Origin of the sequence: Vibrio vulnificus CMCP6 (genome assembly GCF_000039765.1) — a bacterium.
GTDB lineage: Bacteria > Pseudomonadota > Gammaproteobacteria > Enterobacterales > Vibrionaceae > Vibrio > Vibrio vulnificus_B.
Genome location: NC_004459.3, coordinates 732,443 through 756,832 on the forward strand (window position 1 = coordinate 732,443; position 24,390 = coordinate 756,832).

The window sequence follows — 24,390 nt, forward strand, 5'->3', positions numbered from 1 at the left end:
GAATGTGGTGTAGAATCGACACAACTCATAAGCAGACAAGTTGCGTTAAGCTGACGGTCTAAACTATCCTGCATCACCAGCTGAGACTGAGCTTGCAAGATAGCACCCGACCTACAAAGGGACAACCAGATTCCGTTTTTTGTTCGGAGTCATATCACAGATGAATATAAGGGAAGAGAGATGCTCAACAAACAAATCATGGTCGATGCCGATAACGCGCTAGCGGGCCGCCAAGAAGCAATGGCCGTAGAGCCTATTCATTTTGTCAACGGCAGTGATATCACTGCCTCTGCCACACAAGGACAACAAGAAATACTGTTCGGCATGGGCTGTTTTTGGGGGGCAGAACGCTTGTTTTGGCAACTCGATGGGGTGGTTTCAACGTCGGTTGGATACAGTGGTGGCTTTACGCTCAATCCCACCTACCAAGAAGTGTGCAGTGGTCAAACGGGCCATACGGAAGTGGTGCGCGTGATCTTTGACCCGCAAGTATTGCCACTTGAGCAACTGCTGGAAAAATTTTGGGAACGTCACGATCCCACTCAAGGCATGCGCCAAGGCAACGATCTTGGCACGCAATATCGCTCTGCCATTTACACTTTCAGTGATCAACAGCTCGATATCGCCCTTGCTTCTCAGCAAGCCTATCAAGCGGCATTGGCAAATCAACAACACAACACCATCACCACCGAGATCCGCCCCGCTGGACCTTATTTCTACGCAGAAACTTACCACCAGCAATATTTGGCCAAAAATCCAGAAGGCTATTGTGGTCTAGGCGGCACCGGTGTGTGCTTCCCGCCAGCCTAGTGTCAGCATCAAAGCGATCACCTCAGCGTGATCGCTTGCTTGAGATCGCGAAGTGTCATTGCCCGCCAAGGTGCTAGGTGTTTTAGCTTCACGTTGAATGTAGACTACGCGGCAGCCAAAGACAGAGCGTTGATCTCTGCGTTGACTTCACGATAGACAGACAATTTTTGTGTATTGTGAGTATCAGGCAACAGCACTTTGCCGTTGTCGAATTCAAACTCCCCAATGCCATTGATGGAAAAAGAACCTTTGAAAAGGGTTTTAACAAATCGAGCCACTTGACGTGGACGATAGACAGCAAACTCGCGCAACATAAGCAAACCTCAACTTCCGTATCAGTTAATGTGACGGGCAAAGAGCACGTCACCCATGCCTTTTGGCATTCCTTGTTTAGCTCACTCTAAGGCGAGATCCTCTCACCTCAGCTTGGCCATTTTATTTGTCGTTGACTCATTAGCGTTCACTAATGAATGAAAAAAGCATACCTCAGAGTGATGGAGAGTTAAACTCATTAACGCCATTTTTGTTAAAAAAATGTTATTTACAACCAGATATTTTTGCCAACAGCGTATTATACTCAGCCAGCACAAGATAAAATGCACTCTGCTCTTAATGAACGGAGTTTCAGATACATAAGGATAAATCGATGAAACGAAAGACTCTCCTCACTCTGGCACTGCTTAGTGCTTCTTTTGGTGCAGCAGCACACAACCTCTCTCTAGGCAACCCAGTCCCTAGCGTCAGTGTGGCCTCGTATGGCGAAATTGTGCTGCAAGGAAAAGGCACCGCCTTTCAACCTTGGGCTTCTTCACAAATGCTCGGTAAAGTTCGCGTGATTCAAGCTATTGCGGGTCGCAGCAGCTCAAAAGAGATGAATGCGCCGCTGATGCAAGCCATTACTGCCGCACAGTTTTCAGCGGATCATTACCAAACCACCACCATCATCAATCAAGATGACGCGATTTGGGGCACGGGATCGTTTGTCAAATCTTCAGCGCAAGACAGCAAGAAAGAGTTCCCTTGGTCATCAATGGTGTTAGACGAAAATGGCGTGGTGGCCAGCAGTTGGCAACTGGATAAAGAGAGCTCTGCGATCATCGTACAAGACAAGCAAGGCAAAGTGCTGTTTGTCAAAGAAGGGGCACTTTCAAGCGATGACATCACTCAAGTCCTTGAGTTAATCAAAGCTAACATTTAATTGCTTTTCTTCATCAATAAAACCCATACACTCCATCGGTATGGGTTTTATTTTTTGTACGCTTTTTGACAAAAAGAGTGAACTTTGCGGCTGAATAGCTGTTATATTGTAACACTTTCAAATGTCTCAATCGGTTTATGCAACACAATCTTAGCCTCCCTTTCATGACTTTGCGCCACACTGCGATCTTTGCGGTGGTACTCAGCGTGTTTTTGAGCTTTGCCAGCATTGCCCATGACTTTGACTTTAATGCCGAGCACCACAACAGCCATCACTGCCAACTGTTTGCCAATGCCCATCATGGTGTTAACCAAGCAGCAATTAGCGTCCCCGTTTTGGTGCCCGAATACGCACAACCGCAACCCGTTACAGCAATTGCACCTTATCAACCAACCAGGGCCTATTTGGCGCGTTCTCCTCCCTTCAACTAAATAAGTCTATAAGTATTTCAATTTAGTTTATTAAGGATTAGAACCATGCTACGCAAAACTTCTCTCGCCATTTTGGTTGGGCTTTCTTTTTCCGCTCTCGCGTCTGCGCAAGAGGGCTTTCGTCAACACGATGCTCACGTACACGGTCAGGTCGAATTTAATATCGCCCAAGACGGCCATGATCTTCTGCTCGAAATCACCGCTCCGGGGGCCGATGTCGTCGGTTTTGAACACGCTCCAGAAAACACAGAGCAAGAAAATCAACTTAAGGCCGCAGTGGAAAAACTCTCTCAAGCCGACTTGATGGTTCAAATCAATGAAGCCGCCAAATGCACGATTGAGAATGTATCGGTAACACACACCTTAGGCGGTGAAGAGCACGATGACCATGAGCATCATGATGACCACAAACACCATGATGACCACAAACACCATGATGACCACGAACACCATGACGACCACGAACACCATGATGACCACAAACACCATGATGACCACGGACATGAGCACGATGGTCATGGGGCTTTTACCGTCGAGTACCAATATCACTGTGACAATGTGGCAGCGTTGAATGCACTTGAAACCGATTGGTTTAAACAATTCCCTGCGACTCAAGCTATTCAGGCCAATGTTCTAACGGACAAAGTACAAAGTGCCCTTGCCTTGTCACCAGCACACAACACAGTCTCATTGAAATAACGGCCAAGCTCAGCAGGTAAGTGGTTACTTACCTGCTATTCTTCTCCACTCAATAGGGTAAATGTTATGGTGAACACTTCGCCTGCCGTCATTGAACTACAGCAAGTCTCTTTTACGTGGAAAGAGGCTACCCAGCCTATCCTGCAGATACCGCATTTTTCCGTTGCTCGCGGTGAGCATGTTTTTATTAAAGGCCCTAGTGGTTGTGGCAAGTCCACACTGCTGAGTCTATTAACCGGCATCAACCAAGTACAATCTGGTCAACTCACGATTCTCGGTACAGAACTGGCCGCACTGTCTCCCAGTCAACGAGATAAGTTTCGCGCCGACAATATCGGTTATATCTTCCAGCAATTTAATCTATTGCCATATCTCAATGTATTGGAGAACGTTTTGCTGCCTTGCCAGTTCTCTCGCACACGCGCAACCCATGTGGAAGGCGATGCCCGAGCGAAAGCGGCGCAGTTGCTTACTCGCCTCCATTTACCGCAATCGCTGCATCTCAAATCGGTCAGTGAACTGAGTATCGGGCAACAACAACGCGTTGCGGCGGCACGTGCGTTAATCGGTGCACCGGCTCTAGTGATTGCAGATGAACCAACGTCAGCACTGGATTTCGACAATCGCAGCGCCTTTATCGAACTGTTGATGGAACAAGCCAACGCTGCCAATGCCACCTTGGTGTTTGTCAGTCACGATCCCACCTTGGAACGTCTTTTTGACCGTACAGTGGATCTACGTCAACTCAACCAAGCAGGAGAAGCCTCATGAGCGCAACGATGACCTTAGCTTGGAAAAGCTTACGGAATCGCAAAGCCACCGCCTTTTTGACCGTGCTAACGGTGGCGATCTCGGTCATTCTGCTGTTGGGGGTCGAGAAAATTCGCACGCAAGCCAAAGAGAGTTTTGCCAATACCATTTCAGGTACCGATCTCATCGTCGGCGGACGTTCTGGCCAAGTAAACCTCTTACTGTATTCGGTATTTCGCATCGGCAATGCCACCAACAATATTGACTGGAAGAGCTATCAAGATTTTGCCAACCATCGTGCTGTAGCGTGGGCTATCCCGATCTCATTGGGCGATTCTCATAAAGGCTTTCGCGTGATGGGGACCAACCACAGCTACTTTGAACATTTCAAATACGGCAGTAAGCAACCACTCACGTTTTCTCAGGGCAAACCGTTCAATGGCTTGTTTGAGACGGTACTCGGTGCCGATGTGGCGAAACAACTGGGCTATCAGATCGGCAGTGAAATCATCATTGCTCACGGCATCAGTGACGTCGGTTTTAGCCGCCATGACAATTTGCCATTTAAAGTGGTCGGCATCCTAGCGCCAACAGGCACCCCCGTCGACAAAACGGTGCACGTTTCACTTGAAGCCATTGAAGCGATCCATGTCGGTTGGGAATCGGGCGCTCGACTCGGCCCTTCCCCCGATGCCACTCAATTGGAACAAAAACAATTTCAGCCCAAACAGATCACCGCGATGATGCTCGGGTTGAAATCGCGCATCCAAACCTTCGCACTGCAACGTGAAATCAACACCTACAATCAAGAGCCGCTCAGCGCCATCATGCCTGGCGTGGCGCTGCATGAGCTATGGGGCATGATGTCTGTCGCCGAACAAGCCTTAATGGCCGTTTCGGTATTCGTTGTCATTGCCGGGTTGCTTGGCATGCTCAGCAGCTTGCTCACCAGCTTACAAGAGCGTCGCCGTGAGATGGCCATCCTACGCGCAATGGGAGCAAGGCCTCGTCATGTTTTCACGCTATTGATAAGCGAAGCCAGCTTACTGACACTGGCAGGTATCGTCACTGGAGTGGCGGGGGTGTACGGATTACTGTCGATTGCGCAGCCAATCATTCAACAACAATACGGCATTAACATCACTATGACGGCGATTTCTCCTCATGAATGGATGTTACTCGCCTTCGTTCAAACTGCAGGCATCCTCATCGGTTTTATCCCTGCAATCAGAGCTTATAAACAATCACTCAGTGATGGAATGACCATAAGGATTTAACGTCATGAAACGTAGACTCACTCTGTTTTTAACGCTGATTTTTGCCGCTTGGCTGCCTGTGCAAGCCATCGCGCAACAAGTCACCACTTTAGATTGGATCGATTTGGTCCCCGAGCAAGAGCGTAAAATGTTCGACAGTGTCGGAATGCCCGCCGCCGATCACTCCGGTACGGCCGCCGCCCAATCCAAAGTTGGCGGTGTTCGCCCTGAACTCAACAACAAAAAAGTTAAGATCCCAGGCTTTGTGATTCCGCTTGAAGGGGATGCCAACAAAGTAACAGAGTTTCTGTTGGTGCCGTACTTTGGTGCGTGTATTCACGTACCACCACCACCACCAAACCAAATTATTTATGTGAAGTTTCCAAAAGGCGCTCCCGTTCAGGAGCTGTGGGATGTGATTTATCTGGTGGGTACCTTAAAAACCGAAACCGTCAGCCATGAATTGGCAGAAACGGCTTATGTGATCGAAGGTGATGCCATTGAGCCTTATGACGACATGTAATCACGATTAACATTTACACAACCTGTCAATCGTTCTCTCTCAAGCAATGAATTTAGATAAATAAATTAACGTTGCTAGGTAAGCCACCAAGAGTAGCGCGATTGATAGGTGCTTTTTCAGCTTATTCTCTCCGAAGTACTTCATAGTTCCCTCACAAAACACCGCAACAATTTTAACAACTTATTATCATTTGGCATAGTCTATTGCACAGTTAATTTGCGATTTTCTCCGCGAACAGGACAATATCTCGCCATGATCCAGCAGAGTGTGAGGCGTGAATCTTGCAGTCTGCTTCTGATTGCAGGTACATTGAGAGCTTAGCCAGCGAAAAGATGAAAGGAAAACCCCATGGCGGATAGCAGACCTCCCGTCGTCATTGACGTGGAACCCGAAACCAAAAGCGGCGGTTATCAGGAGAAAAAGTCCAGCTATATCAAAGACAGCGCGAGCCGAATCCAAACCATAGCGCAAACCTATGGCCTCGATGCGCTGTTGCAAAAAGATCCGCCAGCCAAAAATGCTCTAGAGCGGGCCGTGTTTCGTGAAGAGCAACGCAAAGAACAGCGACAAAAAAACCTAGAGCAGATCCTCAAGCTGGCGCATGTATCATGCAAAGATGAAACGGCTGGTGAGCCAGACCAGGATTGGCTCTACCGCTTCTTCGACATGGCGCAAGAGATCCACAACAGTGCCATGCAAAAATTGTGGGCACAGGTGCTTAAACGCGAAGTAACCAATCCGGGTTCAACCTCAATGAAAGCGCTGAAAGTGCTACAAGACATGACGCCAAAGGAAGCGCACATACTGCAACGTGCCGCCTCGCTTGCCTGCAGCTTTGGCGGTGACGCCAGCCGTAAATTACTCATTGGCTTTCGTGCGCAAGGCGGACTGTTCAGCTTTGGTAAGCGCGATACCACCAGCAACATTAATATTGGCAGCTTCCAACTTCCTTTCTCCAGTCTACTGGTTTTGATTGAGTTAGGGTTGCTGCACGGAACTGAGCTTGAGTCGGGTGAAATTGAACAGCAAACGCCGCTCATGCTCACTTATCAAGGCAAAAATTTGCAGTTGAATGCCACATCCAAAGGAGTGCGTTTGCTTTATTACCGTTTTACTCCAACGGGGAATGAATTGTGTAAATTGCTTGGCAACAAACCGAATAACTCGTATTACGATCAACTGGTTGCGCTACTCAATCAAAAATTTACCGTACAAAGTGACGCGCAAAGCAGCATCCATCACACCGTGTAAAACCGACGCGAAAATTGCCAGTACGGCAATAACGTCAAGCTATCCACATAAAATGAATCACAATAAAAAAGTGAGTCTCGCGCTGCGACACTCACTTCTTGTCATACAAAAATTCAGTTAACAGTACTAACGTGGGGAAATCACACCACGCAGAGTGAGCTGCTCCACCAGCAAATCCACCAGCGCTTCGATGCCTTTTTCTCCCGCAGGCAGGTCAATCTCTGGATTGAGTGGTACCTCATATTCAGAGTCGATTCCCGTGAAGTTGGCAATTTCGCCTGCACGTGCTTTTTTATACAAACCTTTTGGATCGCGTTGTTCGCACACTTCTAATGACGTATTGACGAAAACTTCAATAAACTCCCCTTCCGGCAATAAATCACGCACCAACTGACGCTCAGCGCGGTGAGGAGAAATAAATGCCGTCAACACGATCAATCCCGCATCAGCCATCAACTTAGCTAACTCACCGATACGGCGAATGTTTTCACGACGATCTTGCGTCGAAAAACCAAGATCACTGCACAAGCCGTGGCGTACGTTGTCTCCATCCAATAGATAAGTATGAAAACCTTGTTCAGCAAGCCGATTTTCCAGCGCACCAGCCACTGTCGATTTGCCCGCACCAGACAATCCCGTAAACCAAAGCACGGCTGGCTTTTGCTGTTTTAAATCTGCGCGCTGCGTTTTAGTCACAGCATGTTGATGCCAAACGACATTTTCATCTTTTTGCGCGATAACGCTGCTCATAGAAAATCCTTTTTTAAAACGGGAAGAAAATCGGAATCAGAGTCAACACCAGCACCGAATACACCAAAGAGATCGGCACACCAATTTTCAAATAATCCAACAAACGATAATTCCCCACGCTGTACACCAGCAAGTTGGTTTGATACCCGTAGGGTGAAATAAAACTGGCACTGGCACCAAACAACACCGCCATGATAAACGGCATCGGATCAACGCCATAGCCCAACGCCATGCTATAGCCCAGTGGAAAGGCAAGAGCCGCCGCGGCATTATTGGTCACCAATTCCGTCAGAATCAAAGTGACAAAGTAGGTGGCCACCAAAGCGCCAAACACACCCCAGCCATTGAAGGCTTCAATGAACATGCCGCCCATACGCTCTGAAAAACCAGAGCTGATCATCAACTGCGCAATCGACAGCGCTGAGCCAACAATCACCACAATATCAATCGGAAAACGTCGTCTTAGCTCATTGAGCTGCACAATACCAAAAACTACTAGAGCCAGCAGATACACCGCCAAGCCTTTAATGATCGGCACTAACCCCGTCAGTGCTGCAGCAATCACCGCCATAAAACCGAGTAACACCAACGTCGATTTGTGGCTGTCTAAACGTGCGCTGGAATCCAAATCGTTCATCAGCACAAACTCTTTACGATGTGCCTGACGCTCCGCTTCAAATCGCTTGCCCGGCACTACCACTAAGGTATCGCCAGCCGCTAAGGTAATATTACCTAAGCCCCCTTCGAGACGCTCATGACCACGACGAATCGCCACCACAACCGCATCAAACCGGTCACGAAAACGGCTCGATTTGAGGGTTTTATTGCAAAATGTCGCCGATGAACTCACCACCACTTCAACAAAGTTTTGTCCGTTGAGATGCTGCTGACCAAACAAGGTCAAACCGGGAATTTCTTGCAACGTCGAGACGCTATCGACCTCACCACAAAACAACAAACGATCTTTGGCTTGCAGAACAAAATCAGGCCCCACTGAAGGCACCGTTTGCCCATCACGAATCACCTCTGCCAAAAACAGCTTACGCAAAGCACGTAGATTGTTCTCGGTGATGCTACGCCCCACCAGTGGTGAACCGGGTTCCACCGCGGCTTCTAGGAAATACGGTAACTCATCTTGGCCTTGGTCATCGTAATCGGGTAGCAAATAACTGAGCGGAATCAGTACCAACACCCCGCCAATCACGATCGCCAAACCAATCAACGTTGGAGTAAAGAAACTGAGACTGGGTAGTCCCGCATCTTCGACAAAACTGTTGATGATCAAATTGGTGGACGTGCCAATTAACGTCAGTGTGCCACCAAAAATCGCCGCATAAGAAAGCGGGATCAAGAGCTTAGAAGGCGCATGCTGACGATTGCGTTTGATTGCCCCAATCAGAGACACCACTACTGCGGTGTTATTGGTAAACGAAGAGAGAAAGGCCGTAGAAAAACCCAGTTTCGCTACCACTGTCAACAATCTGCCTTCCGAAATACTGCGACTGACCCAACTGATCAAACGCGTCTTTTCCAACGCAGTCGAAGCGAGAATCAGCAACACTAAGGTCAATAAGGACGAGTTGGTGAAATTCGCCGCAATCGCGGTTAGATCACTCATTCCAGCCATAAATGCAGCAAACGCCGCACCAGCAAAAATATAGCTTGGTTTGATTTTCGTGACGAGCAAACAGGTGATGATGCCCAGCAACAACGCCAATACAAATCCTTGCTCCCACATACTACATCCCCATGACGGGGGAGCCTCACTCCCCCAGTTACAACAACGTCTGACTGACTCTACAAACTTCGGTATGATGACTCAGTGTTACTTCTTAAGCAGTTCGCTCAAATCTTTCGCATCCCAATGTGGGAAATGCTTGCGAATGAGTGCATTCAATTCCAACTCAAATGCGGAGAAATCACTGCTTGCTTTGGTTACTTCCGTCAAGCTCTCACTCACCATGCCCGCACCAACAGTGACGTTTGTCAGGCGATCGATGATGATGAAACCACCAGTATCAGCACAGTCTTGGTAGTTATCCAGAGCGATAGACTCATTAAACGTCCACTCACACAAACCAATACCATTCAATGGCAACTCAGCCGCACTGTGTTTAGAAAGGTTGTTGATGTCATATTGATGATGAATGTGCTCAACGCGACCAATGGTCTTTTTACCAGCAATCTTGATGTCATAATCACGACCAGGCTGAAGTGGCTGTTCTGTCATCCACACCACATCCGCTGCCAAATGGTTAGTGAGCTCCACATTCGCACCATGGTGAACAATCAAATCCCCGCGGCTGATATCGATCTCATCGGCCAGAGTCAGCGTCACTGCTAAACCCGCTTGCGCCTGTTCAAGATCGCCATCGAAGGTGACGATGCGCGCAACGGTTGAGCTCTTACCCGATGGCAACGCCGTAATGCGATCGCCCACCTTCACCACACCAGACGAAATGGTGCCAGCGAAACCACGAAAATCGAGGTTTGGACGATTAACGTATTGCACTGGGAAACGGAATTCACCCGCTTCTTTCTCTTTTACTACGTCCACCGATTCCAAAATTTCCAGTAGTGTCGGGCCTTGGTACCAAGCCATTTGCTGGCTTAGTTCAACCACGTTGTCGCCTTCCAGAGCAGAGATTGGGATAATTTGAATATCCGTTTCACCACGAAGATTTTTCGAAAACGCTTGGTATTCGGCTTTAATTTCTTCAAAACGCTGTTGAGAAAATTCCACCAAGTCCATTTTGTTAACCGCCACCACAAAGTGTTTCAGGCCGAGCAAATTGGAGATAAACGAGTGGCGACGCGTTTGATCCAACACCCCTTTACGCGCATCGATCAAAATCACCGCAAGATCACAGGTAGAAGCACCTGTTGCCATGTTGCGCGTGTACTGCTCATGCCCTGGAGTATCGGCGATAATGAATTTCCGCTTTTGGGTTGAGAAGTAGCGATAAGCCACATCGATGGTGATGCCTTGCTCACGCTCCGCTTGCAGACCATCCACTAACAACGCCAAGTCTGGACGGCTGCCGGTGGTGCCAACGCGCTGGCTATCGTTATGTACGGCGGCCAATTGATCTTCATAAATCTGTTTTGAGTCGTGTAGCAAACGACCAATCAGGGTACTTTTACCATCGTCTACCGAGCCACATGTCAGGAATCTAAGTAGCGATTTGTGTTGGTGTTGATTTAGGTAACCTTCAATACCTAACTCAGCGAGCTGAGCTTGAACTGCACTATTCATTTTCTTTCCTTAGATCCTTAGAAGTAACCCTGACGTTTTTTCAGTTCCATCGAACCCGATTGATCGTGGTCGATGGCTCGTCCTTGACGCTCACTGGAAGTCGCCACCAGCATCTCTTCAATAATGCCTGTCAACGTATTCGCCTCTGATTCGATCGCGCCCGTCAGTGGGTAACAACCGAGGGTACGGAAACGTACGCTTTTCTCTTCAATCACTTCACCTTCTTTCAGCTTCATACGATCATCGTCCACCATGATCAGCATGCCATCACGCTCTACCACCGGGCGTTTAGCGGCCAGATACAGCGGAACAATCTCGATGTTCTCTAGATAGATGTATTGCCAAATATCCAATTCTGTCCAATTCGACAAAGGGAACACGCGAATGCTTTCGCCTTTGTTTACTTGGCCGTTATAGGTTTTCCACAGCTCTGGGCGCTGATTTTTTGGATCCCAAGTGTGGTTTTTGTCGCGGAATGAGTAGACACGCTCTTTCGCTCGCGATTTTTCTTCATCACGACGCGCGCCACCAAAGGCAGCATCAAAACCATACTTATTTAATGCTTGCTTAAGACCTTGCGTTTTCATGATGTCAGTATGTTTCGAAGAGCCGTGGGTAAATGGGCTACATCCCATAGCGAGACCTTCTGGGTTCTTATGTACCAACAATTCAAAGCCGTACTTCTCTGCCGTACGATCACGAAATTCGATCATTTCGCGGAATTTCCAATCCGTATCTACATGCAGTAGTGGGAAAGGAATCTTCCCTGGATAGAAGGCTTTGCGTGCTAAATGCAGCATGACCGAAGAGTCTTTGCCGATTGAGTACATCATTACTGGATTGTCGAACTCAGCAGCCACTTCACGAATAATGTGAATGCTTTCTGCTTCCAGCTGCTTCAAGTGAGTCAGGCGTTGTTGATCCATAGTTATTTCCTTTTTAAACCTTTTGGCTTATACGTATCCCTAAATCTTTGGTAACGATTATATTGAGTTGGCAATAGCACTATTGTTGATTCGAGTACCAGATAAGAACCAATCTAATTTCTGAGACAACTGCACCACTTCACCGATCACAATCAGTGCTGGAGCCTCTGCTTTCTTAGCTAAATCAGCAAGTTCCGATAATTGACCTTTAAAAACTTTCTGTGACAACTGAGTCCCACGTTCGATAATCGCAATCGGTGTTTGTGCTCTGCGACCGTGTTTGATCAATTGCTCTTGAATGTAATTCGACTTCATCAACCCCATATAAATCACCAGTGTTTGCTGCCCTCTTGCCAGAGTCGACCAATCCAATTGGTCACTTTCTGCTTTGAGATGCCCTGTAATAAACATAGCGGATTGTGCGTAATCACGATGGGTAAGCGGTATGCCCGCATACGCTGTGGCGCCCGCTGCGGCAGTAATACCTGGGACCACTTGAAAGGTAATACCAGCATCGGCTAACACTTCTAGTTCTTCGCCGCCACGGCCAAAAACAAACGGATCCCCCCCTTTGATGCGCACGACTTTGTAACCTTGCTTGGCAAAGTCCACGAGGAGTTGGTTGGTTTTCTCTTGAGGCACGCTGTGGTGACCCGCTCGCTTACCGACACACACTAAAATGGCGTCATTGGGTACCAGAGCCATGATCTCATCAGAGACGAGGTAGTCGTACAGCACGACTTCGGCTTGCTGTAGGTAATTGAGTGCTTTGAGCGTCAGTAGCTCCGGGTCACCCGGACCCGCACCGACTAAAGCCACTTCACCATGCTTGAGCTGGCTGTGACCATAACGGCCAGCCGTAGGATTACTTGCCACAACGCTAGGGCGCTTAAAGGGGAAAACCGTTGCTGTGTCCTTGTCTGCCATGCTCATCTTTCCATCGAACTATTGATAAGCGCATTATGGCGAGCTCTTCATATTACCTGAAATTCTAAAATTTCATTTTTTATTCAAAAAACTGCTAAGGAAAAACAATCTCGTTACTCTCAGCGCTGAAATAACCCGCAAAAGGTGAGAGATAATAAGCAGAACGGGATAAAGTAATTGCTCAAAATCACAATTCAATGTGTCGCGTAAGATAGGTTTCATCATTATTTGTTACATTAATCACCGACCTTTCCGCAAACATTCTTTTGGAGCAGACAATGAAAGTGGCAGTGAAACCCCTATCTCTAGCCGTTTTAAGCAGCATGTTAGTCATGGCTGGCCCAGCAATGGCTGAGACCATCAAACTACGCATTATTGAAACCACCGATATTCACACTAATGTGATGGACTACGACTACTACAAAGACAAGCCTTCACAACAAATTGGTTTGACGCGTGCAGCAACGCTGGTCAAACAAGCACGTGGTGAAGTGGTCAACAGCGTATTGGTTGATAACGGTGACTTAATTCAAGGTAGCCCGATGGGTGACTACATGGCAGCTAAAGGCATTAAAGCGGGTGAAGTTCATCCTGTTTACAAAGCCATGAACCAGCTGAGCTACGATGTCGGTAACATTGGTAACCACGAATTCAACTACGGTTTGGAGTTCTTAGCGGAAACCATTAATGATGCTGATTTCCCGTACGTCAGCGCCAACGTTTTTGATAAGAAAACGGGCAAGCACTACTTCAAACCTTACATCATCAAAGATCACACCTTCAAAGACGTAAACGGTGAAGAGCACACCATCAAAGTGGGCTACATTGGCTTTGTACCTCCTCAAATTATGGTGTGGGACAAGAAAAACCTCGAAGGCAAAGTGTTCGCCAAAGACATCAAAGAAACAGCAGAAGAGCTGGTTCCGCAGATGAAGAAAGAAGGTGCCGATGTGATCGTCGCCATTCCACACTCAGGCGTCTCCTCTGACCCATACAAAATTGGCGCAGAAAACTCGGTTTACTACCTCTCAGAAGTGGACGGCATTGATGCAATTGCGTTTGGCCACTCCCACGCCGTGTTCCCAGGTAAAGGCTTTGACAACATCCAAGGTGTCGATAATCAAGCTGGCACCATCAACGGTGTTGCGGCGGTGATGCCAGGACGCTGGGGCAGCCATGTCGGCATCATTGATTTGGAGCTGCAACAGAAGCAGGGCAAATGGACGGTGGTGAAAGGACAAACGGAAGCGCGCCCAATTTTCGACAAAACGACCAAGAAACCATTAGTCGACGCCGATGCGGCGATGGTAAAAGCACTGGAAGCCGACCACAAAGGCACACGCGAATTCGTTAACCAACCTATCGGTAAAGCGAACGATGTGATGTACAGCTTCCTCGCATTGGTTCAAGACGACCCAACAGTGCAAATTGTTAACTTAGCGCAGAAAGATTACGTAGAACGCTTCATTCAAGGCGATCCTGATCTTGCTGGCCTGCCTGTTCTTTCTGCCGCTGCCCCTTTTAAGGCGGGTGGTCGTAAAAACGATCCGGCCAACTTTACCGAAGTTGAATCTGGTCAATTAACGTTCCGTAACGCAGCCGATTTGTACCTTTATCCAAATACACTGGTAGCAATGAAAGTCACTGGTCATGAAGTGAAAGAGTGGCTTGAATGCAGTGCAGGTCAGTTCAAGCAAATCGACGTCAGCAGCACGGCGCCTCAATCTCTGATCGATTGGGATGGTTTCCGCACGTATAACTTCGATGTGATCGATGGAGTGAACTACCAGATTGATGTGACCAAACCTGCAAAATACGACGGTGATTGTAAAGTGATCAACGCCGATTCAGAGCGTGTTATTGGCCTGACTTACCAAGGCAAGCCGATCGATGTGAAGCAAACATTCATTATTGCGACCAACAATTACCGCGCTTACAGCAACAAATTCCCAGGCACTGGATCTGAGTTTGTTGCGTTTGATTCACCAGATGAAAACCGCACTGTTGTGGCCAACTACATCTCTCGCGTGAGCCAAGAAAAAGGTGAAGTGACACCAAGTGCCGACAATAACTGGACTTTTGCGCCGATTAAGTCAGACAAAGCACTGGATATTCGCTTTGAAACCTCGCCAAGCGACAAAGCGGCTCAGTTCATCAAGGAGAAAGGCATCTACCCAATGAAGCAGATTGCGACGGACGACGTTGGTTTCGCCGTGTACCAGTTGGATCTACAAAAATAACTTTTCTCGATATGAGAAATGCTTAAACTCAAACCGTTGCCCTAAGGCAACGGTTTTTTTTAGGGAGAGACATGGACACTCGCTTTACACAACAGCTTCAGCAGCTCAATTTATCCGCCGATGACATTGCTCTGGTGCTCTCTCACGCCAAAGAGTTGCAATTACCCACTCGTCATATTCTCCATCATCAGGGAGAGTATCCGCAGCAATTTTATTTTTTGCTCGATGGATTGTGCCACGCCTGCTATCTCACCGAAGACGGTAAAGAATTCAGCAAAGAATTCTATTGGGAAGTCGATTGGATGATCGGTTTTGAAAGCGCAATTTTGCAACAAGCGAGCCCTTTTCTGCTTGAGACATTAACACCAGTGCATTTACTGACATTTCCTATCGAACTACTGCAGCATTGGCGCTCAACGCATCACCCGCTTTACACGCACTTACTCGAGACTCAACTGGTTTACAAAGAACGTAAAGAGCGCTTTTTGCTGCTTCACACTCCTGAGCAAAAATACCACTTGTTTAAAACATCGTTCCCCACGTTATTGGAACGGCTCAGTGATCGGCAAATTGCGGCGTATTTGGGTATCACCCCTGTCAGCCTAAGTCGAATCAAAAACCGTTCAACGGTTTAACTCGATGACATAGAGATAACCATCGTTAACCTATGTTAATGGCATTAGCGGGAGACAAAGATTAGAGTCGCCATACTCATTTCATAAGGAGCGTTATCCATGATCCAATGGCAATTGCTGCCGTTTGCGCAGCTGTCAAACACCCAGCTTTATCAGTTATTAAAACTTCGCGTTGATGTCTTCGTCGTTGAGCAAAATTGCCCGTATCCTGAGCTCGATGGTCACGATACAAAACTAGGGGTCTACCATCTATTGGGTTATCAAGGAGAAGAGTTGGTTGCTTGTAGTCGCTTGCTTCCTGCTGGAACCACTTACCCTCACGCCTCAATCGGACGCGTGGCAACCTTAGCCAGTGCACGAGGCAATGGCCTTGGCCATCAATTGCTCAATCAGGCGTTGCAATGTTGTGACAAACTTTGGCCAAACACAATAATCGACATTGGTGCCCAACAACACCTTGAAGCGTTTTACCAACATCACGGCTTTCGCACAGTGTCAGACATGTACCTTGAGGATGGCATCCCCCATATCGACATGCGTAAAGGCGACTAAATGCAAGCTCAGCAACTGGCTATCGTTTTACTGATTGTTGGCAATTTCTTGGCGACGCTTCCCGATGTCGCCGTTAAGCTCATCGACGGCGACATCTCCCCATTTCAATACATGTTTTTACGTCAGGTGGTCTCGCTCTCACTCATCACGCCCTTATGGTGGGTTCAATCGCCAGAACAACGGCGATTAACACAACCCGCAGTGACCATCACCCGAGCGCACCTCATTTTGATTGGTAGCGGTTGCATGATGGTTTCTATCACTTATCTACCGCTGGCAACCGCCAATGCGGTTTTTTATGCCGCACCGTTACTCATGCTGCCATTGTCGATTTGGCTATTGAAAGAACGCCCTTCCGCCGCCAAAGTGCTTGCGACCAGCCTGGGCTTTGTTGGTGTGTTGATCGTGTTGCGTCCTTCTCAATTTCATTGGGCGGCACTCTTTGCACTCGGCACCGCCACCACACTCGCACTGTTTAACATCCTAGTGAGAAAATTGCCGGCCTCGCAATCGGTGGTGACCACATTATGGTGGACAACCCTGTTCTCCATTCCGGTATCTGCCTTGCTCGCGCTATTTCATTGGCAACCCATGAGTGCTCAACTGTTTCTGTTGGTCGCAATAAGCGCAGTGTGCATCCTTGGCTATAACGGCTTGGCCGTTGCAGCGTATCGCCGTGCGCCAGCAGGCCAAATTGCGCTCTCGGAGTATTCTGGATTGCTGTTTGTCACCCTCATTGGCGTGGTGGGTTTTAACGAGCTGCCTGATGGCTTCACTTGGCTAGGAATTTCATTGATTGTGCTGCCGCTACTGCCCGTCCGCGAGTGGTTACATGCCAGGCAACGGAAACATCGCTCTCCATCATCGAGCTAGAAAAAAAGAGCTCGCATAAACGCAATAAGGCGCTCAACGCGCCTTATTGGGACTGATTCATAACACCGCAGCGCTACTTGCTGCGGCCAAAACCACCATCAGACAAGCGGAAAAACATCACTGAAGTGGTGCCTTTTTCCAACTGTAAAATGTCCAATTGGCCAGTGTCATTAAGCTTAAAACGCACCAACTGACCTTGCTTGATCTGGCTGAGCGGTTTGTCATCCCCTTCGATGCGCACCAGTGCATTGAGATCCGACATCGACAATTGATTATTACGAAACACCTGAGAAAGGGTGTCACCATCACGCACTAGGTATTCCTTCCAGCTATTGGACTTTAAGTTGTTCTGCTCTTCTGTGCGTTGCTGGCTTAACCCGGTAGTATCAATATCCAAAGCAATACGCTGCGGCGTGCTAGGCTCTGACACTTTGAGCTCTGGTTCGCTACTTGGCCACAGTAACAAGACAAACAGGACAGGAACCAAAACATAAAGCGCACGTTGATGTAAACGTGGCAACGTTGCCCAAAACTGCTTTACGTTGGACAAAATACGCTGGTAATCAAATTGAGCAATACGCTGTTTACACAGCGCCAGATAATCTACCTGAGCCTTCTTCTTTCTACGTCGATTCATGCTAGTGCTTCTCCAAACCCTTTGCACTCAGTATAAAAATACAAATTGGCTGAGTATAGTGCTTTCCGATGACAGTGAGTCATTACAAGGTAAAAATGGTTAAAAAGCGTGAAGGAAAACGTTCCTTTTACACGGCCATTCGCCCCTCGGTGAGAGATGGGCCATTTAAACCTGTAGCCTAAACTGTTATCCTTTCGCTTTCATTCGTTCAATAAGAGTGACTTTTATGTCCTGACATTAAATTTGAAACCGTAGAAGAGAAAGCAAGCTACGGTATCGGCCTACAAATGGGCCAGCAGCTAGCAGGTTCAGGTCTTGATGGCCTAAACGTTGCAGCCATCGCAGCGGGTATCGCCACATCTCTAACAGGCGACATGCCAGCGGTAGAAGTAGACGAAATCAACAAAGCGCTACACGAGCTATACACTCGCGCAGAATCTGCGCGTGCAGAAGCGGCAAAAGCCGCAGCGGCTGACGGCGAGGTATTCCTAAAAGACAACGCGCTTCGTCCAGAAGTAACGGTTCTTGAGTCTGGCCTGCAATACGAAATCATCACCGAAGGTAATGGCGAAATCCCAACGTCAGACAAAACCGTACGTGTTCACTACCATGGCGAACTGGTTGACGGCACCGTTTTCGATAGCTCAGTATCACGTGGCCAACCAGCGCAATTCCCAGTAACGGGTGTGATTAAAGGTTGGGTTGAAGCACTACAACTGATGCCTGTAGGCTCTAAATGGAAACTGTACATCCCACACGATCTTGCTTACGGCGAGCGTGGTGCGGGCGCGTCCATTCCTCCATTTGCAGCACTTGTATTTGAAGTAGAACTGCTAGACATCGTTTAATCTAAACTTGTAGCATTTCTCATAACGGCGACACATTGTGTCGCCGTTTTTTTTGGATAATACTGAAACCATTCAAAACAAGAATATTCGGTTGCGACAATACCGAAAATAAGTCAGAAAATAAGGAAATATTATGTACAAGAAAATCGCTATCGCCGCCTTTGTCAGTGTTGCACTTATGGGATGTCAAACGACATCGAAACAAACTCAAACAGGTACCGAAAGTGGCTATAGCGAAATCGCTAATGCGGCGCTGATGGGCGCAGTTCAAACATGGTCTCAAAAAGGAGCTGCCGATAGCGATCTCGTCTCCGCGATACAAAATAGCACTAATGTGTCATCTGAACAGGCTATTGGCGGGATCGGCTCACTACTCGCGTTAGCTCAAAACTCATTGAGCAGTAACGAAAACAATGAGTTATCGGGGCTCATTCCGGGATTTGATTCTTTACAGTCAAGTGGCTTGACGGCTTTAATTAGTAATAACGAAACGGTTAAGAGCGCATTTTCTGCATTGGGCTTAGATCCAGCTCTTATTTCAACCTTTACACCGATCATCCTAAGCGCACTACAAAAACCAGGGCGCAAGCTCAGGTTTGCTAGATAGCCTTTCTTCTATCTGGAAATAAGCGAAGCGAGAAGCGAGAAAATGTTGAAGGGTTGGCGCAGTGCCAACCCTTTTCTTTAAATTCGATAATGAAATCCAAATTAGGACCCAGTGCTGTCTGCAACTTTTGACTCTCTCTCCGCGATCTCATCTCGAAGAACGGAGTTCGCTCGCGATTCTCTGAGCGAAGCTTTCTCAAAGGAAGTAAGGTGTGGCTCGTTATTTCCTTACCTTACAAACGCAAAAAAGCCGAGCTAATGCTCGGCTTTTCTGTTCTTACGAACCTGATTACTCAGCAGCAGCTTCTTCAGCAGCTGGGCGATCTACAAGCTCAATGTAAGCCATTGGAGCTTTGTCACCAGCACGGAAGCCAGCTTTTAGGATACGAGTGTAACCGCCCTGACGAGCAGCAAAACGTGGACCTAGTTCGTTAAATAGCTTTGCAACTACTTCGTTGTCACGAGTACGTGCAAACGCAAGACGACGGTTAGCAACACTGTCAGTCTTAGCTAGTGTAATCAAAGGCTCAACTACGCGACGTAGCTCTTTAGCTTTTGGCAATGTAGTCTTGATAACTTCATGACGTACAAGAGAGCTAGCCATGTTGCTGAACATCGCTTTGCGATGTGAGCTGTTGCGGTTGAGTTGACGACCACTCTTACGATGGCGCATGACCTAATCCTTCTAACTAGTATCGATTAATCTTCAGCGATTGATGCAGGTGGCCAGTTTTCTAGGCGCATGCCCAGAGACAGACCACGTGACGCAAGTACGTCTTTAATCTCAGTAAGAGATTTTTTACCAAGGTTTGGCGTTTTAAGTAGCTCAACCTCAGTACGTTGTACTAGATCACCGATGTAGTGAATCGCTTCTGCTTTCAGACAGTTAGCAGAGCGAACTGTTAGTTCAAGATCGTCTACAGGACGCAGTAGGATCGGATCGAATTCTGGCTTCTCTTCCTTCTCCTCAGGTACACGTACATCACGAAGATCTACGAACGCATCCAATTGCTCAGCAAGAATAGTTGCTGCGCGACGGATTGCTTCCTCAGGTTCAAGAGTACCGTTCGTTTCCATATCGATAACAAGCTTGTCTAAGTCAGTGCGCTGTTCTACACGAGCTGCTTCTACAGCGTAGGCAATTTTGTCTACTGGGCTGTAAGTAGCGTCTACGAGTAGGCGACCGATTGGACGCTCATCTTCTTCAGTATGGATACGAGCTGAAGCTGGAACATAACCACGACCACGTTCTACTTTGATGCGCATTGCGATCTCTGCGTTGTCATCCGTTAGGTGACAAATTACGTGTTCAGGGTTAGCGATCTCTACATCACCGTCATGGGTGATGTCACCTGCAACCACAGGGCCCGAGCCTGATTTGTTCAGTGTAATGAACACTTCATCTTTGCCTTCGGCAACGCGTACAGCCAAACCTTTTAGGTTTAGTAGGATTTCAAGAATATCTTCTTGAACGCCTTCTTTAGTGCTGTACTCATGAAGAACGCCTTCAATTTCTACTTCTGTTACAGCACAACCTGGCATAGAAGATAGAAGAATACGGCGAAGTGCATTACCTAGAGTATGGCCGAAACCACGCTCCAATGGCTCAAGAGTTACTTTTGCGTGGGTCGAGCTGATCTGTTCGATGTCAACTAGACGTGGCTTAAGAAATTCTGTTACAGAACCCTGCATTGTGTCCTCTCTTTAGTTTAACCTTACTTAGAGTAAAGCTCGACGATCAATTGTTCGTTGATGTCAGCTGATAGATCTGAACGTTCAGGCATACGCTTGAATGTACCTTCCATCTTGCCAGCATCTACTTCAATCCAAGTTGGTTTTTCACGTTGTTCAGCAACTTCTAGAGCTGCTTTGATACGAGTTTGCTGTTTAGCTTTCTCGCGAATTGAAACAACGTCGTTAGCCGCTACTTTGAAAGAAGGAACGTTTACAACTTTACCGTTTACTAGGATAGCTTTGTGGCTAACTAGCTGACGTGCTTCTGCGCGAGTTGCGCCAAAGCCCATGCGGTAAACTACGTTATCAAGACGACCTTCAAGAAGCTGAAGTAGGTTTTCACCTGTGTTGCCTTTAAGACGAGCAGCTTCTGCGTAGTAGTTACGGAATTGTTTTTCTAGAACGCCGTACATACGACGTACTTTTTGCTTCTCACGAAGCTGAACGCCATACTCAGATAGACGACCGCGACGAGCGCCGTGTACACCTGGTGCGTTATCAATTTTACACTTGGTATCGATCGCGCGAACACCAGACTTAAGGAACAAGTCAGTGCCTTCACGACGGCTAAGCTTCAGCTTAGGACCCAAATATCTTGCCATGATCTTTCTCCAGTAATCTAAAAAACGTTATACGCGACGTTTCTTAGGTGGACGACAACCGTTATGAGGGATTGGTGTAGCATCAACGATGTTGGTGATGCGGAAACCAGCTGCGTTCAGTGCGCGAACAGTAGATTCACGACCTGGACCAGGACCCTTAACCATAACTTCCAAGTTCTTTAGGCCGTATTCTTTAGCCATTTCAGCACAACGCTCAGCAGCAACCTGTGCAGCGAACGGAGTAGACTTACGAGAACCACGGAAACCTGAACCACCAGCAGTAGCCCATGCAAGAGCATTACCTTGACGGTCAGTGATAGTTACGATTGTGTTATTGAAAGAAGCATGGATGTGCGCAACGCCATCCGCAACTTGCTTGCGTACGCGCTTGCGCGCGCGAGTTGGTTGTTTAGCCATTGTACTCTACCTTCCCGATTATTTCTTGATCGGCTTACGCGGACCCTTACGGGTGCGAGCGTTGGTTTTAGTACGCTGTCCACGTAGAGGTAGACTGCGACGATGACGAAGACCACGGTAACAGCCAAGGTCCATAAGACGCTTGATGTTCATAGATACTTCACGACGTAGATCACCTTCTACAGTGTACTTAGCTACACCATCACGCAGTTGATCGATCTGCTCTTCAGTTAGTTCACTGATCTTAACATCTTCAGCAATACCCACGTCAGCTAGGATAGCTTTTGAGCGAGTTTTACCGATACCGTAGATCGCAGTTAGAGCGATTACAGCATGTTTCTGATCAGGAATGTTAATGCCTGCAATACGGGCCATTATTCACTCCTAGGTTTCATAAAAGAATTATCCGCAGCAAAGCCCGTGTCGGATACGCTGCGGGATACTACTTCTTTTGCACGCAAAAGGTAGGCCGAGGAATATACTCGACACTACCTTTTATTTCAAGTAAAAATTTCTGCTGATTAGCCTTGGCGCTGCTTGTGCTTTGGCTCACTGCAAATCACGCGAACTACACCGTTACGCTTGATTACTTTACAGTTACGGCAGATTTTTTTAACGGAAGCACGAACTTTCATTGCTAAACTCCGTAATTGAAACTGAAACTACCGCCGGATTAACGACCGTAGCCTTTCAGATTCGCTTTCTTCAACACAGACTCATATTGATGAGACATCATATGTGTCTGTACCTGTGCCATAAAGTCCATAATTACAACAACTACGATAAGTAGTGATGTACCGCCGAAGTAGAAACGTACGTTCCACGCGACCATCATGAACTCCGGAATCAGACAGATAAAGGTAATATAAAGCGCACCAGCTAAGGTTAAACGCGTCATTACTTTATCAATGTACTTGGCTGTCTGCTCGCCTGGGCGGATACCGGGTACGAATGCACCTGACTTCTTCAGGTTATCTGCTGTTTCACGCGGGTTGAAAACCAACGCCGTGTAGAAGAAACAGAAGAAAATAATCGCTGCTGCATAAAGCATTACATATAGCGGTTGACCAGGACTTAGAGCCAATGACACGTCAGTTAACCAACCGAACGCGCTGCTTTCACCATTCTGACCGAACCACTGGGCCAATGTTCCAGGGAACAGGATAATGCTTGATGCGAAAATCGCAGGAATTACACCAGCCATATTAATTTTCAATGGAAGGTGCGAGCTTTGTGCTGCAAATACTTTACGACCTTGTTGACGCTTCGCGTAGTTAACAACGATACGACGTTGACCACGCTCCATGAAAACAACGAAGTAAATTACAGCAAAAGCCAAAACTGCAATTAACAGCAGAAGAAGTACATGCAATTCACCTTGACGCGCTTGCTCGATTGTTTGACCGATTGCCGAAGGCAATCCAGCAACAATACCTGCAAAGATCAGTAATGAAATACCATTACCAATTCCACGCTCAGTAATTTGTTCACCTAACCACATTAAGAACATGGTACCGGTTACTAAACTCACGGTTGCAATTAGCGTAAACATGGTTTGATCGATAACGACCAGATTGTCGACCATGTTTGGTAAGCCAGTTGCAATACCAATAGCCTGGAATGTTGCAAGTACAAGCGTGCCGTAGCGTGTGTATTGGCTGATCTTACGACGGCCTGCTTCACCCTCTTTCTTGAGTTCAGCTAACGCTGGATGAACTACAGTTAGCAACTGGACAACAATAGATGCCGAAATATACGGCATGATGCCCAGAGCTAAAATAGATGCACGCTCAAGAGCACCACCGGAGAACATGTTAAACATTTCAACGATGGTACCTTTTTGCTGTTCGAACAAATCGGCAAGTACAGCAGCGTCAATACCAGGAATCGGCACAAAAGAGCCAGCTCGGAATACTAAAAGTGCACCAATTACGAATAATAAGCGCGACTTCAGTTCACTTAAGCCGCTCTGAGCACTACGAAAATCTTGTCCTGGTTTCTTAGCCATCTGTACCTCGTTCCTCGAGATTATTCCTCGATTTTACCGCCTGCAGCTTCGATTGCAGCTTTAGCGCCTTTAGTCACACGTAGACCTTTAACAGTCACTGCCTTGTTGATTTCACCAGAAAGAACGATTTTCACGTTCTCAATGTTTTTGGTGATAACGTTAGCAGCTTTAAGGCTGTTTAGATCAACCACGTCACCAGTTACTTTCGCTAGCTCAGCTACGCGAACTTCAGCAGACACTAGGCTCTTACGAGAAGTGAAACCGAATTTTGGTAGACGTTGTTTTAGAGGCATCTGACCGCCTTCAAAACCTGGACGAACTTTACCGCCAGAACGTGACTTTTGACCTTTGTGACCGCGGCCACCTGTTTTACCAAGGCCAGAACCGATACCGCGACCTACACGCTTAGGAGCATGCTTAGAGCCAGCAGCCGGTGATAGAGTATTCAAACGCATTTCTGA

The 24,390-nt window shown here is 47.4% G+C and carries 28 protein-coding genes and 1 pseudogene; 14 read left to right on the top strand and 15 right to left on the bottom strand.

Annotation, left to right across the window (positions count from 1 at the left end; genetic code table 11):
- Positions 1-180 precede the first annotated feature (180 nt).
- Positions 181-810 carry a peptide-methionine (S)-S-oxide reductase MsrA gene (msrA, locus tag VV1_RS03455; RefSeq protein WP_011078789.1) on the top strand — a complete coding sequence of 210 codons (630 nt, stop codon included), beginning with the start codon at positions 181-183 and terminating at the stop codon, positions 808-810.
- A gap of 104 nt (positions 811-914) precedes the next feature.
- Here msrA and VV1_RS03460 read toward each other — a convergent pair whose 3' ends face one another.
- Complete coding sequence (locus VV1_RS03460; protein WP_011078790.1) at positions 915-1,124, bottom strand: DUF1107 domain-containing protein; 210 nt, start codon at positions 1,122-1,124, stop codon at positions 915-917.
- Positions 1,125-1,456: 332 nt separating this feature from the next.
- On the opposite strand from VV1_RS03460, the gene VV1_RS03465 reads away from it, so the two are divergent.
- The 7 genes from VV1_RS03465 to VV1_RS03495 all read left to right on the top strand — a co-directional run bounded on the left by VV1_RS03465 (position 1,457) and on the right by VV1_RS03495 (position 6,918).
- Positions 1,457-2,008, top strand: a complete 552-nt coding sequence (locus tag VV1_RS03465) for a YtfJ family protein (protein WP_011078791.1) — start codon at positions 1,457-1,459, stop codon at positions 2,006-2,008.
- Between the two features lie 137 nt (positions 2,009-2,145).
- Positions 2,146-2,439 (top strand): DUF2607 family protein, encoded by a 294-nt coding sequence (locus VV1_RS23045; protein WP_080553398.1) that lies wholly within the window; start codon positions 2,146-2,148, stop codon positions 2,437-2,439.
- Positions 2,440-2,484: 45 nt separating this feature from the next.
- Complete coding sequence (gene zrgA / locus VV1_RS03475) at positions 2,485-3,138, top strand: zinc uptake protein ZrgA (protein WP_011078793.1); 654 nt, start codon at positions 2,485-2,487, stop codon at positions 3,136-3,138.
- Positions 3,139-3,204: 66 nt separating this feature from the next.
- Positions 3,205-3,909, top strand: a complete 705-nt coding sequence (locus tag VV1_RS03480; RefSeq protein WP_011078794.1) for an ABC transporter ATP-binding protein — start codon at positions 3,205-3,207, stop codon at positions 3,907-3,909.
- Positions 3,906-5,165, top strand: a complete 1,260-nt coding sequence (locus tag VV1_RS03485; RefSeq protein ID WP_011078795.1) for an ABC transporter permease — start codon at positions 3,906-3,908, stop codon at positions 5,163-5,165. The genes VV1_RS03480 and VV1_RS03485 overlap by 4 nt, the downstream gene beginning before the upstream one ends.
- Positions 5,166-5,169: 4 nt before the next feature.
- The gene (locus VV1_RS03490) at positions 5,170-5,667 is read left to right on the top strand and encodes a DUF3299 domain-containing protein (RefSeq protein ID WP_011078796.1); all 498 of its coding nucleotides are present in this window, start codon (positions 5,170-5,172) and stop codon (positions 5,665-5,667) included.
- 348 nt (positions 5,668-6,015) lie between these two features.
- The gene (locus VV1_RS03495; protein ID WP_011078797.1) at positions 6,016-6,918 is read left to right on the top strand and encodes a TIGR03899 family protein; all 903 of its coding nucleotides are present in this window, start codon (positions 6,016-6,018) and stop codon (positions 6,916-6,918) included.
- A 126-nt stretch (positions 6,919-7,044) separates the two neighbouring features.
- Here VV1_RS03495 and cysC read toward each other — a convergent pair whose 3' ends face one another.
- From cysC to cobA, 5 genes are all read right to left on the bottom strand, one after another.
- Complete coding sequence (cysC, locus tag VV1_RS03500; RefSeq protein ID WP_011078798.1) at positions 7,045-7,668, bottom strand: adenylyl-sulfate kinase; 624 nt, start codon at positions 7,666-7,668, stop codon at positions 7,045-7,047.
- A 13-nt stretch (positions 7,669-7,681) separates the two neighbouring features.
- Positions 7,682-9,406, bottom strand: coding sequence for an SLC13 family permease (locus tag VV1_RS03505; RefSeq protein ID WP_011078799.1), 1,725 nt, complete (start codon positions 9,404-9,406; stop codon positions 7,682-7,684).
- An 87-nt stretch (positions 9,407-9,493) separates the two neighbouring features.
- The gene (gene cysN, locus VV1_RS03510; protein ID WP_011078800.1) at positions 9,494-10,924 is read right to left on the bottom strand and encodes a sulfate adenylyltransferase subunit CysN; all 1,431 of its coding nucleotides are present in this window, start codon (positions 10,922-10,924) and stop codon (positions 9,494-9,496) included.
- 17 nt (positions 10,925-10,941) lie between these two features.
- Positions 10,942-11,850, bottom strand: a complete 909-nt coding sequence (gene cysD, locus VV1_RS03515; RefSeq protein ID WP_011078801.1) for a sulfate adenylyltransferase subunit CysD — start codon at positions 11,848-11,850, stop codon at positions 10,942-10,944.
- A gap of 57 nt (positions 11,851-11,907) precedes the next feature.
- Positions 11,908-12,783 carry a uroporphyrinogen-III C-methyltransferase gene (gene cobA / locus VV1_RS03520; RefSeq protein ID WP_011078802.1) on the bottom strand — a complete coding sequence of 292 codons (876 nt, stop codon included), beginning with the start codon at positions 12,781-12,783 and terminating at the stop codon, positions 11,908-11,910.
- A 272-nt stretch (positions 12,784-13,055) separates the two neighbouring features.
- Between cobA and cpdB the strand changes: the two genes are divergently transcribed.
- The 4 genes from cpdB to VV1_RS03540 all read left to right on the top strand — a co-directional run bounded on the left by cpdB (position 13,056) and on the right by VV1_RS03540 (position 17,077).
- Entirely contained in the window at positions 13,056-15,017 is a 1,962-nt protein-coding gene (gene cpdB, locus VV1_RS03525) for a 2',3'-cyclic-nucleotide 2'-phosphodiesterase (protein WP_026130534.1), read from the top strand.
- A gap of 71 nt (positions 15,018-15,088) precedes the next feature.
- The gene (locus tag VV1_RS03530; RefSeq protein ID WP_011078804.1) at positions 15,089-15,652 is read left to right on the top strand and encodes a Crp/Fnr family transcriptional regulator; all 564 of its coding nucleotides are present in this window, start codon (positions 15,089-15,091) and stop codon (positions 15,650-15,652) included.
- 99 nt (positions 15,653-15,751) lie between these two features.
- Complete coding sequence (locus tag VV1_RS03535) at positions 15,752-16,204, top strand: GNAT family N-acetyltransferase (RefSeq protein ID WP_011078805.1); 453 nt, start codon at positions 15,752-15,754, stop codon at positions 16,202-16,204.
- Positions 16,205-17,077: a DMT family transporter gene (locus VV1_RS03540; RefSeq protein ID WP_011078806.1), complete on the top strand. Its 873-nt coding sequence runs from the start codon at positions 16,205-16,207 to the stop codon at positions 17,075-17,077.
- 73 nt (positions 17,078-17,150) lie between these two features.
- Here VV1_RS03540 and VV1_RS03545 read toward each other — a convergent pair whose 3' ends face one another.
- Complete coding sequence (locus VV1_RS03545) at positions 17,151-17,714, bottom strand: LysM-like peptidoglycan-binding domain-containing protein (RefSeq protein WP_011078807.1); 564 nt, start codon at positions 17,712-17,714, stop codon at positions 17,151-17,153.
- 287 nt (positions 17,715-18,001) lie between these two features.
- Between VV1_RS03545 and bamJ the strand changes: the two genes are divergently transcribed.
- Both bamJ and VV1_RS03555 read left to right on the top strand, forming a co-directional pair.
- Positions 18,002-18,562, top strand: coding sequence for a BamJ family beta-barrel-assembly machinery protein (gene bamJ / locus VV1_RS03550; RefSeq protein ID WP_011078808.1), 561 nt, complete (start codon positions 18,002-18,004; stop codon positions 18,560-18,562).
- A 133-nt stretch (positions 18,563-18,695) separates the two neighbouring features.
- Positions 18,696-19,191 (top strand): annotated as a pseudogene (locus VV1_RS03555) (DUF2780 domain-containing protein).
- A gap of 266 nt (positions 19,192-19,457) precedes the next feature.
- Here VV1_RS03555 and rplQ read toward each other — a convergent pair.
- From rplQ to rplO, 8 genes are all read right to left on the bottom strand, one after another.
- Positions 19,458-19,841: a 50S ribosomal protein L17 gene (gene rplQ, locus VV1_RS03560; protein WP_011078810.1), complete on the bottom strand. Its 384-nt coding sequence runs from the start codon at positions 19,839-19,841 to the stop codon at positions 19,458-19,460.
- A gap of 26 nt (positions 19,842-19,867) precedes the next feature.
- Complete coding sequence (locus VV1_RS03565) at positions 19,868-20,860, bottom strand: DNA-directed RNA polymerase subunit alpha (protein WP_010445384.1); 993 nt, start codon at positions 20,858-20,860, stop codon at positions 19,868-19,870.
- A 23-nt stretch (positions 20,861-20,883) separates the two neighbouring features.
- Positions 20,884-21,504, bottom strand: a complete 621-nt coding sequence (gene rpsD, locus VV1_RS03570; RefSeq protein ID WP_011078811.1) for a 30S ribosomal protein S4 — start codon at positions 21,502-21,504, stop codon at positions 20,884-20,886.
- A 27-nt stretch (positions 21,505-21,531) separates the two neighbouring features.
- Positions 21,532-21,921, bottom strand: a complete 390-nt coding sequence (gene rpsK / locus VV1_RS03575; RefSeq protein ID WP_001118870.1) for a 30S ribosomal protein S11 — start codon at positions 21,919-21,921, stop codon at positions 21,532-21,534.
- Positions 21,922-21,939: 18 nt separating this feature from the next.
- Positions 21,940-22,296 carry a 30S ribosomal protein S13 gene (gene rpsM, locus VV1_RS03580; RefSeq protein WP_011078812.1) on the bottom strand — a complete coding sequence of 119 codons (357 nt, stop codon included), beginning with the start codon at positions 22,294-22,296 and terminating at the stop codon, positions 21,940-21,942.
- A gap of 146 nt (positions 22,297-22,442) precedes the next feature.
- Positions 22,443-22,556 (bottom strand): 50S ribosomal protein L36, encoded by a 114-nt coding sequence (rpmJ, locus tag VV1_RS03585; protein WP_000868186.1) that lies wholly within the window; start codon positions 22,554-22,556, stop codon positions 22,443-22,445.
- A gap of 38 nt (positions 22,557-22,594) precedes the next feature.
- On the bottom strand, positions 22,595-23,929 hold the full coding sequence (gene secY, locus VV1_RS03590; RefSeq protein WP_011078813.1) for a preprotein translocase subunit SecY: 1,335 nt from the start codon (positions 23,927-23,929) through the stop codon (positions 22,595-22,597).
- Positions 23,930-23,949: 20 nt separating this feature from the next.
- Complete coding sequence (rplO, locus tag VV1_RS03595; protein WP_011078814.1) at positions 23,950-24,384, bottom strand: 50S ribosomal protein L15; 435 nt, start codon at positions 24,382-24,384, stop codon at positions 23,950-23,952.
- Between the last annotated feature and the right edge of the window lie 6 nt (positions 24,385-24,390).

Excerpts from the sequence above, each read along its gene's own strand:
- msrA (WP_011078789.1), top strand. The coding sequence starts at position 181 with ATGCTCAACAAACAAATCATGGTCGATGCCGATAACGCGCTAGCGGGC.
- VV1_RS03460 (WP_011078790.1), bottom strand. The coding sequence starts at position 1,124 with ATGTTGCGCGAGTTTGCTGTCTATCGTCCACGTCAAGTGGCTCGATTT.
- VV1_RS03465 (WP_011078791.1), top strand. The coding sequence starts at position 1,457 with ATGAAACGAAAGACTCTCCTCACTCTGGCACTGCTTAGTGCTTCTTTT.
- VV1_RS23045 (WP_080553398.1), top strand. The coding sequence starts at position 2,146 with ATGCAACACAATCTTAGCCTCCCTTTCATGACTTTGCGCCACACTGCG.
- zrgA (WP_011078793.1), top strand. The coding sequence starts at position 2,485 with ATGCTACGCAAAACTTCTCTCGCCATTTTGGTTGGGCTTTCTTTTTCC.
- VV1_RS03480 (WP_011078794.1), top strand. The coding sequence starts at position 3,205 with ATGGTGAACACTTCGCCTGCCGTCATTGAACTACAGCAAGTCTCTTTT.
- VV1_RS03485 (WP_011078795.1), top strand. The coding sequence starts at position 3,906 with ATGAGCGCAACGATGACCTTAGCTTGGAAAAGCTTACGGAATCGCAAA.
- VV1_RS03490 (WP_011078796.1), top strand. The coding sequence starts at position 5,170 with ATGAAACGTAGACTCACTCTGTTTTTAACGCTGATTTTTGCCGCTTGG.
- VV1_RS03495 (WP_011078797.1), top strand. The coding sequence starts at position 6,016 with ATGGCGGATAGCAGACCTCCCGTCGTCATTGACGTGGAACCCGAAACC.
- cysC (WP_011078798.1), bottom strand. The coding sequence starts at position 7,668 with ATGAGCAGCGTTATCGCGCAAAAAGATGAAAATGTCGTTTGGCATCAA.
- VV1_RS03505 (WP_011078799.1), bottom strand. The coding sequence starts at position 9,406 with ATGTGGGAGCAAGGATTTGTATTGGCGTTGTTGCTGGGCATCATCACC.
- cysN (WP_011078800.1), bottom strand. The coding sequence starts at position 10,924 with ATGAATAGTGCAGTTCAAGCTCAGCTCGCTGAGTTAGGTATTGAAGGT.
- cysD (WP_011078801.1), bottom strand. The coding sequence starts at position 11,850 with ATGGATCAACAACGCCTGACTCACTTGAAGCAGCTGGAAGCAGAAAGC.
- cobA (WP_011078802.1), bottom strand. The coding sequence starts at position 12,783 with ATGAGCATGGCAGACAAGGACACAGCAACGGTTTTCCCCTTTAAGCGC.
- cpdB (WP_026130534.1), top strand. The coding sequence starts at position 13,056 with ATGAAAGTGGCAGTGAAACCCCTATCTCTAGCCGTTTTAAGCAGCATG.
- VV1_RS03530 (WP_011078804.1), top strand. The coding sequence starts at position 15,089 with ATGGACACTCGCTTTACACAACAGCTTCAGCAGCTCAATTTATCCGCC.
- VV1_RS03535 (WP_011078805.1), top strand. The coding sequence starts at position 15,752 with ATGATCCAATGGCAATTGCTGCCGTTTGCGCAGCTGTCAAACACCCAG.
- VV1_RS03540 (WP_011078806.1), top strand. The coding sequence starts at position 16,205 with ATGCAAGCTCAGCAACTGGCTATCGTTTTACTGATTGTTGGCAATTTC.
- VV1_RS03545 (WP_011078807.1), bottom strand. The coding sequence starts at position 17,714 with ATGAATCGACGTAGAAAGAAGAAGGCTCAGGTAGATTATCTGGCGCTG.
- bamJ (WP_011078808.1), top strand. The coding sequence starts at position 18,002 with ATGGGCCAGCAGCTAGCAGGTTCAGGTCTTGATGGCCTAAACGTTGCA.
- rplQ (WP_011078810.1), bottom strand. The coding sequence starts at position 19,841 with ATGCGCCATCGTAAGAGTGGTCGTCAACTCAACCGCAACAGCTCACAT.
- VV1_RS03565 (WP_010445384.1), bottom strand. The coding sequence starts at position 20,860 with ATGCAGGGTTCTGTAACAGAATTTCTTAAGCCACGTCTAGTTGACATC.
- rpsD (WP_011078811.1), bottom strand. The coding sequence starts at position 21,504 with ATGGCAAGATATTTGGGTCCTAAGCTGAAGCTTAGCCGTCGTGAAGGC.
- rpsK (WP_001118870.1), bottom strand. The coding sequence starts at position 21,921 with ATGGCTAAACAACCAACTCGCGCGCGCAAGCGCGTACGCAAGCAAGTT.
- rpsM (WP_011078812.1), bottom strand. The coding sequence starts at position 22,296 with ATGGCCCGTATTGCAGGCATTAACATTCCTGATCAGAAACATGCTGTA.
- rpmJ (WP_000868186.1), bottom strand. The coding sequence starts at position 22,556 with ATGAAAGTTCGTGCTTCCGTTAAAAAAATCTGCCGTAACTGTAAAGTA.
- secY (WP_011078813.1), bottom strand. The coding sequence starts at position 23,929 with ATGGCTAAGAAACCAGGACAAGATTTTCGTAGTGCTCAGAGCGGCTTA.
- rplO (WP_011078814.1), bottom strand. The coding sequence starts at position 24,384 with ATGCGTTTGAATACTCTATCACCGGCTGCTGGCTCTAAGCATGCTCCT.